The following is an 8404-nucleotide window of genomic DNA, read 5'->3' as shown; positions in this document are numbered from 1 at the left end:
GGTTGACCTCGACCTCGGTGACGGTCAGCATGCCGACGCGCGGATCCTTCACTTCCTGGCGGATCAATTCCGGCAGTTCGCGCTGGATCTGGTCGGCGACGCGGCGGGCGCGGGGGAAATCTTTCGGCATGGTTGTTAGGGGCTAGGGGCTAGGGACTAGGAGCTAGGGAAGAAGGCGCGGCAACGCCGCGCACATTCTCTAAATCCTAGCCCCTAAATCCTAAATCCCTCAGTCCTCACAGGCTGCGAGCTACCTCGACGACCTCGAACACTTCGAGGATGTCGCCTTCCTGGATGTCGTTGAAATTCTTCAGGGAGAGACCACATTCGAAATTGGCCTTGACTTCCTTGACGTCGTCCTTGAAGCGCTTGAGCGAATCGAGTTCGCCCTGATGCACCACCACGTTGTTGCGCAGCACGCGTACGCCGGCGCCGCGCTTGACCACCCCGTCCAGCACGTAGCAGCCGGCAATGGTGCCGATCTTGGAAATGTGGAAGACCTGGCGGATTTCCACGCTGCCGATGACGCTTTCCTTCTTCTCGGGCGCCAGCATGCCGGACAGCGCAGCCTTCACCTCATCCACCGCTTCGTAGATGATGTTGTAGTAGCGGATATCCACACCGCTGGATTCGGCCAGCTTGCGTGCCAGCGCATCGGCGCGCACGTTGAAGCCGATCAGCACCGCCTTGGAGGCAAGCGCCAGGTTGACGTCGGATTCGGTGATCGCCCCCACCGCGCTGTGGATGATGTTGACCTTGACCTCGTCGGTCGACAGCTTGCCCAGCGCGTGCGCCAGGCCCTCGTAGGAACCCTGCATGTCGGCCTTGAGGATGATGGGCAGATGCTGCACTTCGCCCTGGCCCATCTGCTCGAACATCGATTCCAGCTTGGCGGCCTGCTTCTTGGCGAGCTGCACGTCGCGGAACTTGCCTTGGCGGAACAGGGCGATTTCACGCGCCTTGCGTTCGTCCGGCAGCACCATCATGTCCTCGCCAGCCTGCGGGACGTCGGACAGGCCCTGGATTTCGACCGGGATCGAGGGGCCGGCTTCGTTCACAACCTTGCCCGATTCGTCGAGCATGGCGCGCACACGGCCGAAAGCCTGGCCCGCCAGCACCATGTCGCCACGGCGCAGCGTGCCGGATTGCACCAGCAGGGTGGTAACCGGGCCCTTGCCCTTGTCCAGGCGGGCTTCGATCACGATGCCTTTGGCGGGGCCGTCGGCAGCCGCCTGCAGTTCCAGCACCTCGGCCTGCAGCAGGATGGCGTCGAGCAGGCCGTCGATGTTGGTGTTGGCCTTCGCCGACACTTCGACGAACTGGGTGTCGCCACCCCATTCCTCGGGCGTGACGCCCTGCGCGACGAGTTCCTGGCGGATGCGCTCGGGATTGGCCTCGGGCTTGTCGATCTTGTTCACCGCCACCACCAGCGGCACATTGGCCGCCTTGGCGTGATGGATGGCTTCGATGGTTTGCGGCATCACGCCGTCATCCGCCGCCACCACCAGCACCACGATGTCGGTCGCTTTCGCGCCGCGCGCCCGCATCGCGGTAAACGCTTCGTGGCCCGGGGTGTCGAGGAAAGTGATGACGCCTTTTTCGGTTTCGACGTGGTATGCACCGATGTGCTGGGTGATGCCGCCGGCTTCGCCGGTGGCCACCCGGGTGCGCCGGATGGTGTCGAGCAGCGAGGTCTTGCCGTGGTCGACGTGGCCCATTACCGTCACCACCGGCGGACGCGCGGCCATTTCCACTTCGCCGGCCTCGCCGGTTTCGATGAGGAAAGCTTCCGGCGTGTCGAGTGCGGCCGGCTTGCCGATATGGCCCATTTCCTCGACCACGATGATCGCGGTTTCCTGGTCCAGCACCTGGTTGATGGTCACCATGCTGCCCAGCTTCATCAGCGCCTTGATGACTTCGGCCGCCTTCACCGACATCTTGTGGGCGAGTTCGGCCACGGTGATGGTCTCGGGCACCAGCACCTCGCGCACGATCGGCTCGGTCGGGGCGACGAAGGTGGTGTCTTCCTGACCGGATCTGGACTTGCCCTTGCGGCCGCGCCAGCCTGCGTCAGGCGCAGCGCCGCCACGGGTCTTGAGCCCGCCCTTGCGGCGCGCGGCATCGTCCTTCCAGCTGCTTCCGGCTTTCTTGTCCGGACCCTTGGCGCCCTTGGCCGCAGCCGGCTTGTCCGGTTTGTGCAGGGTTTTTTCGGTGGGAGCGGCCGGCGCGGCGGGCGCAGCGGCTTTTTCCGCTGCCGCAAGCTTGGCGGCTTCGCGCGCGGCTTCCGCCTGTTTGCGCAGGGCTTCGCGTTCGATGCGGGCCTTGGCATCCGCTGCCTGACGTTCCAGCAGCGCCTGGTGACGGCGCGCCTCTTCTTCGCGCGCCTTGACCTCGGCTTCGTTCAGAATCGAGGCTTTTTTGATGCGGGTGGTTTTCTTCACCACCGGGGCAGGTTCCGCTGCGGCGGGCTGCGCAACGGCCGCATCGGGCACGGGCGCGGCTTCGGCCGCTACAGGTTCAGCCACCGCGGGCTCGGCGACGGCGGGCGCAACCTCGGCAGCCGGGGCGGCAACCGGCTCGACGACGGGTTCGACGATAGGTTCGGGGACCGGGGCTTCGATCCTGCTCTCGGCGACGGGCTGGGCCTGCTCTGCGGCTGGCGGAGCGGGTTGCGCTTCCACGGCGGGCTCTGCCACAGGCGCGGCTTCGGCCGCCAGCGCGGCGGCATCGCGCTTGACGTAGGTGCGCGACTTGCGCACTTCCACCTGGATGGTGCGCGATTTGCCGGTGCTGTCGGTCTTGCGGATTTCACCGGTCTGCTTGCGCGTGATGGTGATCTTGGTTTTGCCGGCTTCGGTCCCGCCGCCGTGCATCTTGCGCAGATAGTCGAGCAAATGCGCTTTGTCCGCTTCGGTTACGGGATCGACGATGTCATTCTTGCTGACGCCCGCCGCTTTCAGCTGTTCGAGCAGCAGCAGGGGCGGCAGTTTCAGTTCCTGTGCGAATTGTTCAACGTTCATGCAGTCCTCTTAGCCTTGGGCGAACCAGGGCGCGCGTGCGGCCATGATCAATTGTTTGGCGCGTTCGGCATCCATGGCGGCCATTTCGGTGAGTTCGTCGACCGCCAGTTCCGCCAGGTCCTCGGTGGTGTGGACGCCTTTGCTGGCGAGCGTGCGTGCGGTTTCCGCATCCATGCCTTCGAGCGACAGCAGGTCGCCCGCCGAGGCCTCGACCTGTTCCTCGCCGACGATGGCGGCAGTCAGCAGGGCGTTGCGGGCGCGGTTGCGCAATTCGTTGACCAGGTCTTCGTCGAATGCATCGATCTCGAGCATTTCGTTCAGCGGGACGTAAGCGACTTCTTCCAGCGTGGAGAAGCCTTCGTCGACCAGAATCTGGGCGACTTCCTCGTCCACATCGAGTTTCTCGATGAACAGGGCTAGCGTCTTGCCGCTTTCGGTCGATTGCTTTTCTTCAGCCACTTCGCGCGACATGATGTTGAGCTCCCAGCCGGTCAGTTCGGACGCCAGGCGCACGTTCTGTCCGCCGCGGCCGATCGCCATCGCCAGCTGTTCCTCGTCCACCACCACGTCCATGCTGTGCTTGTCTTCGTCGACCACGATGGAGCTGACCTCGGCCGGCGCCAGCGCGTTGATGACGTACTGCGCAGGTTCGGCCGACCAGTGGATGATGTCGACGCGCTCGCCCGCCAGTTCGTTGGTCACCGAGGTGACGCGCGAACCGCGCAGGCCGATGCAGGTGCCGATCGGATCGATGCGCGGGTCGTGCGACACCACCGCGATCTTGGCGCGCAGGCCGGGGTCGCGGGCGGCCGCCTTGATCTCGAGCAGGCCTTCCTCGATTTCCGGCACTTCCAGCTCGAACAGCTTCATGATGAATTCGGGTGCGGTGCGCGACAGCACCACCTGCGGGCCGCGGGCGCCGCGGTCGATGCGCAGCAGGTAGGCGCGCACGCGGTCGCCGACGCGCAGGTTTTCGCGCGGGATCATCTGGTCGCGATGCAGGAAGCCCTCGACGCGGCCCGATTCGATAATGGCGTTGCCGCGGTCGATGCGCTTCACCACGCCGTTGACCAGGTGTTCCTTGCGGTCGAGGAAATCGCTGATGATCTGTTCGCGCTCGGCGTCGCGGATCTTCTGCAGGATGACCTGTTTGGCTGCTTGCGCGCCGATGCGGCCGAATTCGACGTTTTCCAGCGGCTCCTCGATGTAGTCGCCGATCTCGATGTCGGGAATCTTGTCCTGGGCGTCGATCAGCAGGATCTGGTGGCCCTCGGACTCCAGTTCGGCTTCGGACACGACCTGCCAGCGGCGGAAGGACTCGTACTCGCCGGTGTTGCGGTCGATCGACACGCGCACATCGGCTTCTTCCTTGAAGCGTTTCTTGGTGGCGGAGGCGAGCGCCTGCTCCAGGGCCTCGAAGACCACCTCCTTGTCCACGTTCTTTTCGCGCGCCAGCGCGTCGGCCAGCATCAACATTTCACGGCTCATCATTCCCTCCAGCGCGGCCAGCCTAAACCATCGGTTTCAGGCGGGCCGCGTCCACATTCCTCAAGTCAACCGACACTTCCGTGCCATCGACGATCAATTTCACCGCATTCTCTTCCAGGCCGACCAGCTGGCCGCTCAGGCGGCGCCGGTTGTCCATCGGCACCCGCAGCTTCAGCGTGACCTGCTCACCGGCGAAACGCACATAGTCCTGCGGTTTGACCAGTGGCCGGTCGAGGCCGGGCGAAGAGACTTCCAGCCTGTCGTAGTCGATGTTCTCTACGGTAAACAGGTGGGTCAGGTGATTGCTCACCGTCACGCAGTCGTCAATCGTGATGCCGCCCGGCTTGTCGATGAAAATCCGGACCAGCCCACGTCCCGCACGCTCCAGCATCACCAGCTCGTAACCGAGTCCGGCAAGTACAGGTTCCAGGCGGGTAGGCAGATCCATCATCGAAAATCCATCGTTGCTTTGCACCGGGCACAAATAAAAAATGGGCGAACCGCCCATTTGCCCAACGCCATTACACAAATAATCAAGCGGCGAAATTATACCACTCGGGCCGATAGACTGGAAGGGAAGGTGGTGCCCGGAACCGGAATCGAACCGGTACGCCATCGCTGGCGAGGGATTTTAAGTCCCTTGTGTCTACCAATTTCACCATCCGGGCGAAGCGGACGGCTGACCCTGAATCTGGAGGCGCGTGCCGGAGTCGAACCGACCTACACGGATTTGCAATCCGGTGCATAACCGCTTTGCTAACGCGCCCAAGTTGAATACCGCTGATATGGGCGGTAAACCGCTTAAACGAAAAGGGGAAAACATCCGGGCTTAGCCTTCTGTTTTCCCCAGAATACTGGAGCGGGAAACGAGATTCGAACTCGCGACCTCAACCTTGGCAAGGTTGCGCTCTACCAGCTGAGCTATTCCCGCGTTGAAGGCTGCGCATTATGGGGATTTCGGTTTTTTCTGTCAACACTCAAGATGAAGATTTTTGCAGGGCGCGCGCCGCCATCACGAGGTAATACGCCATCGACACCAGGGTGAGCAGCGCGGCGCCCCAGATCAACAGGGTGCCGATGGCGGCGATGGGCAGGCCGGCGAAGGGGGTGAAGTACAGCAGCAGCACGATGGCGATCATCTGTGCCGCGGTTTTCAGTTTGCCGACGAAGGAGACGGCCACGCTGGCCGATTTGCCGGCCTTGGCCATCCACTCGCGCAGGGCGGAAATCGTGATTTCGCGGCCGATGATGATGAGCCCAATCAACGGCGCCACCCGGTCGAGATCGATCAGCACGATCAGCGCGGCGGCGACCATCAGCTTGTCGGCCACCGGATCGAGAAAGGCGCCGAAGGCCGAAGTCTGGCCGAGTTTGCGGGCGAGCCAGCCGTCGAGCCAGTCAGTCAGCGCCGCCACGCCGAAAAAAGCCGCCGCGAACAAATTGGCCTCGAACGGCGTCACCCAGCCGTCGGGCAGGTAGAACACGCCCGCCATCAGCGGAATGAAGAGGATGCGCAGCCAGGTGAGCAGGTTGGGGAGGTTGAGCGGCATCAGCGTTAATGGAGGGCGTTATAGATGGTTTCCGCCAATTCTCGACTGATACCGTTCACCGTGGCAAGCGCGTCGACGCCGGCGTTGCGCACACCTTGCAGGCCGCCGAAGTGTTCCAGCAGTTGTTTGCGGCGTTTGGGGCCGATGCCGGGGATGTCTTCCAGCGTCGACTGCACACGCGCCTTGCCGCGCTTGGCGCGGTGGCCGGTGATGGCGAAACGGTGCGCTTCGTCGCGGATCTGCTGGATCAGGTGAAAGCCGGGGTGATCCTTGGCGAGTTTCAGTTCGCGGCCGTCGGCGAAGATCAGCGTTTCCAGCCCCGGTTTGCGCGCTTCGCCCTTGGCCACGCCGAGCAACAAGACCTCGCCTAGGCCGAGTTCGGTCATCGCCTCGACCGCCATCGCGACCTGCCCCTTGCCGCCGTCGATCAGCAGCAGGTCGGGCAGTACGCCGTTTTCCTCGACGCTTTTGTGGAAGCGTTTGATCAGCGCGGCGTGCATCGCGGCGTAGTCGTCGCCCGGGGTGATGCCGCCGATGTTGTAGCGGCGGTAGTCGGATTTCTTCAGGTCGTCGCCCTCGTAGACGACGCAAGACGCGATGGTCGCTTCGCCCATGGTGTGCGAAATGTCGAAGCATTCGATGCGCTTGAGCGCCGGCAGGTCGAGCGTGTCGCGCAGCGCGGCGAGCCGCTGCGACTGGTGGGCGCGTTCGGCGCTGCGGCGTTCTGCCGACAGGCGCGCGTTGGCCTGCGCCATGGTGAGCCAGACCTTGCGCTCGCCGGTGACACGATGCTGCAGGCTGATTTTCTTGCCGGACTGCTCGGTCAGCAGCGCTTCCAGCGCGTCGGTCTCGATCGCCTCGCTCACCAGGATGCGCGGCGGAATGGGGTGGTCGAGGTAATGCTGGGCGACGAAGGCCTCCAGCGCTTCGGCGGGCGTCGCGCCTTCGCCGTGCTGAGGAAAAAAGCTGCGATCGCCGAGATGGCGGCCGCCGCGGATCATGGTCAGATTGACCGCAATCACGCCGCCGGCCTTGGCCGCCGCGATCACATCGGCGTCGGCTTCGCCGCCGGTGCTGTCGACGAACTGTTTTTCGCGCACCGTCGCCAGCATGCGCAGGCGGTCGCGCAGCAGGGCAGCGGTCTCGAAATCGAGCGCGGCAGCGGCGGCGTTCATCTGTTCGGTGATCTGTTCGGTCAGCCGGCTGGCTTCGCCATGCAGGAGTTGCGCAGCCTCGGCGACGTCGCGTGCGTAATGGTCAGGTGCGATATGGCCGACGCAGGGTGCGGTGCAGCGCTTGATCTGATACAGCAGGCAGGGGCGCGAGCGGTTGGCGAATACGGTGTCCTCGCAGGTGCGCAGTTGGAACACCTTCTGTAGCAGCTGGATGCTCTCGCGCACCGCATAGGAATTGGGATAGGGGCCGAATGCCTGGTCGCTTTTCCTGGGCGTGCCGCGGAAATAGGCCAGGCGCGGAAAATGGTGCCCGGTCAGCAGCAGGTAGGGGTAGGACTTGTCGTCGCGGAACAGGATGTTGAAACGCGGCTTCAGACCTTTGATCAGGTTGTTTTCCAGCAGCAGCGCCTCGGCCTCGGTGCGCGTCACCGTGGTGTCGATATGGTCGACGCTTTTCAGCATCAGCCGGATGCGCGGGCTCTGGTCGGTTTTCTGGAAATAGCTGGAGACGCGCTTCTTCAGGTCCTTCGCCTTGCCGACGTACAGCACCGCGCCTGCCGCGTCGATCATGCGGTAGACGCCGGGCAGGGTGGGCAGCGAGGCGAGGAAATCCTTGTCGACGCTCAAGGCAAAAACCACCCGTTCATCCGCGAATACCCTGAAGGGCATAAAGGACGCGAAGAACCGCGAAGAAAGGCCTTGAAGATCTTCTTCGTGTCACTTCGCGCACTTCGTGGATAAAAAATCATTCCTCATCGAGCAGCTTGCCGGCGATCGCCCAGTTCTCGTCCGGCAGCTCCTCGAACGCGATGTAAGTGTACGAAGCCGGCTTGCCGGCGTGGCGCTCCAGCGTGGCGGTGATTTCCTCGGCGACTTTCTGCTTCTGTTCGCGGGTGAGGGTGCCGGCGAGCTTGATGGTGACGACGGGCATGGTCAGTCCTTGCTTTGTATCAGGGCGAACACCGCCGCGAACATCTCGGGGGTGAGGCGGCGCGTCTGGGTATTGTAGCGGGAGCAGTGGTAGCTGCTGACCAGCCGCCGGCCGTCGGGCAGGCGGTAGTCGCTGGCGTGGGCAAAGGGGTAGTCCTTGAGTTTCAGGCCCTGCGCGCGCAGCACCGCCTGATGCGCGATCTGCCCAAGCGCCAGGATGCTGGCGTGCGCTGGCAACCCC

At 63.6% G+C, this 8404-nt stretch carries 7 protein-coding genes, 3 tRNA genes and 1 pseudogene; all 11 read right to left on the bottom strand.

The features are described 5' to 3' along the window. On the bottom strand, positions 1 to 130 hold a 130-nt coding region (locus tag BGO62_RS09275), incomplete at its 3' end, for a ribosome-binding factor A (protein WP_296641627.1). 106 nt (positions 131 to 236) lie between these two features. After that, complete coding sequence (gene infB / locus BGO62_RS09270) at positions 237 to 3020, bottom strand: translation initiation factor IF-2 (RefSeq protein WP_296641625.1); 2784 nt, start codon at positions 3018 to 3020, stop codon at positions 237 to 239. Positions 3021 to 3029: 9 nt separating this feature from the next. Further along, entirely contained in the window at positions 3030 to 4508 is a 1479-nt protein-coding gene (nusA, locus tag BGO62_RS09265; protein ID WP_296641623.1) for a transcription termination factor NusA, read from the bottom strand. A 22-nt stretch (positions 4509 to 4530) separates the two neighbouring features. Further along, positions 4531 to 4959 (bottom strand): ribosome maturation factor RimP, encoded by a 429-nt coding sequence (gene rimP, locus BGO62_RS09260; protein ID WP_296641620.1) that lies wholly within the window; start codon positions 4957 to 4959, stop codon positions 4531 to 4533. A 130-nt stretch (positions 4960 to 5089) separates the two neighbouring features. Further along, positions 5090 to 5176: transfer RNA gene (locus tag BGO62_RS09255), tRNA-Leu, on the bottom strand. 24 nt (positions 5177 to 5200) lie between these two features. Then, positions 5201 to 5274 (bottom strand) — tRNA-Cys (locus tag BGO62_RS09250). 89 nt (positions 5275 to 5363) lie between these two features. Continuing rightward, a tRNA-Gly gene (locus BGO62_RS09245) sits at positions 5364 to 5439 on the bottom strand. A 46-nt stretch (positions 5440 to 5485) separates the two neighbouring features. Next, positions 5486 to 6058, bottom strand: a complete 573-nt coding sequence (gene pgsA / locus BGO62_RS09240; RefSeq protein ID WP_296641619.1) for a CDP-diacylglycerol--glycerol-3-phosphate 3-phosphatidyltransferase — start codon at positions 6056 to 6058, stop codon at positions 5486 to 5488. 5 nt (positions 6059 to 6063) lie between these two features. After that, positions 6064 to 7860: an excinuclease ABC subunit UvrC gene (gene uvrC, locus BGO62_RS09235; protein WP_296641618.1), complete on the bottom strand. Its 1797-nt coding sequence runs from the start codon at positions 7858 to 7860 to the stop codon at positions 6064 to 6066. 118 nt (positions 7861 to 7978) lie between these two features. Then, positions 7979 to 8164 (bottom strand): 4-oxalocrotonate tautomerase family protein, encoded by a 186-nt coding sequence (locus tag BGO62_RS09230; RefSeq protein WP_296641616.1) that lies wholly within the window; start codon positions 8162 to 8164, stop codon positions 7979 to 7981. 2 nt (positions 8165 to 8166) lie between these two features. Continuing rightward, positions 8167 to 8404: pseudogene (locus BGO62_RS09225) on the bottom strand (uracil-DNA glycosylase); the annotation flags it as partial.

The organism is Thiobacillus sp. 65-1402 (assembly GCF_001897685.1).
In the GTDB taxonomy this organism is placed as follows: domain Bacteria; phylum Pseudomonadota; class Gammaproteobacteria; order Burkholderiales; family Thiobacillaceae; genus Thiobacillus.
Note: the sequence above shows the minus strand (reverse complement) of the source record. Positions and strands in the feature narration are given on the sequence as shown.

Excerpts from the sequence above, each read along its gene's own strand:
- infB (WP_296641625.1), bottom strand. The coding sequence starts at position 3,020 with ATGAACGTTGAACAATTCGCACAGGAACTGAAACTGCCGCCCCTGCTG.
- nusA (WP_296641623.1), bottom strand. The coding sequence starts at position 4,508 with ATGAGCCGTGAAATGTTGATGCTGGCCGACGCGCTGGCGCGCGAAAAG.
- rimP (WP_296641620.1), bottom strand. The coding sequence starts at position 4,959 with ATGATGGATCTGCCTACCCGCCTGGAACCTGTACTTGCCGGACTCGGT.
- pgsA (WP_296641619.1), bottom strand. The coding sequence starts at position 6,058 with ATGCCGCTCAACCTCCCCAACCTGCTCACCTGGCTGCGCATCCTCTTC.
- BGO62_RS09230 (WP_296641616.1), bottom strand. The coding sequence starts at position 8,164 with ATGCCCGTCGTCACCATCAAGCTCGCCGGCACCCTCACCCGCGAACAG.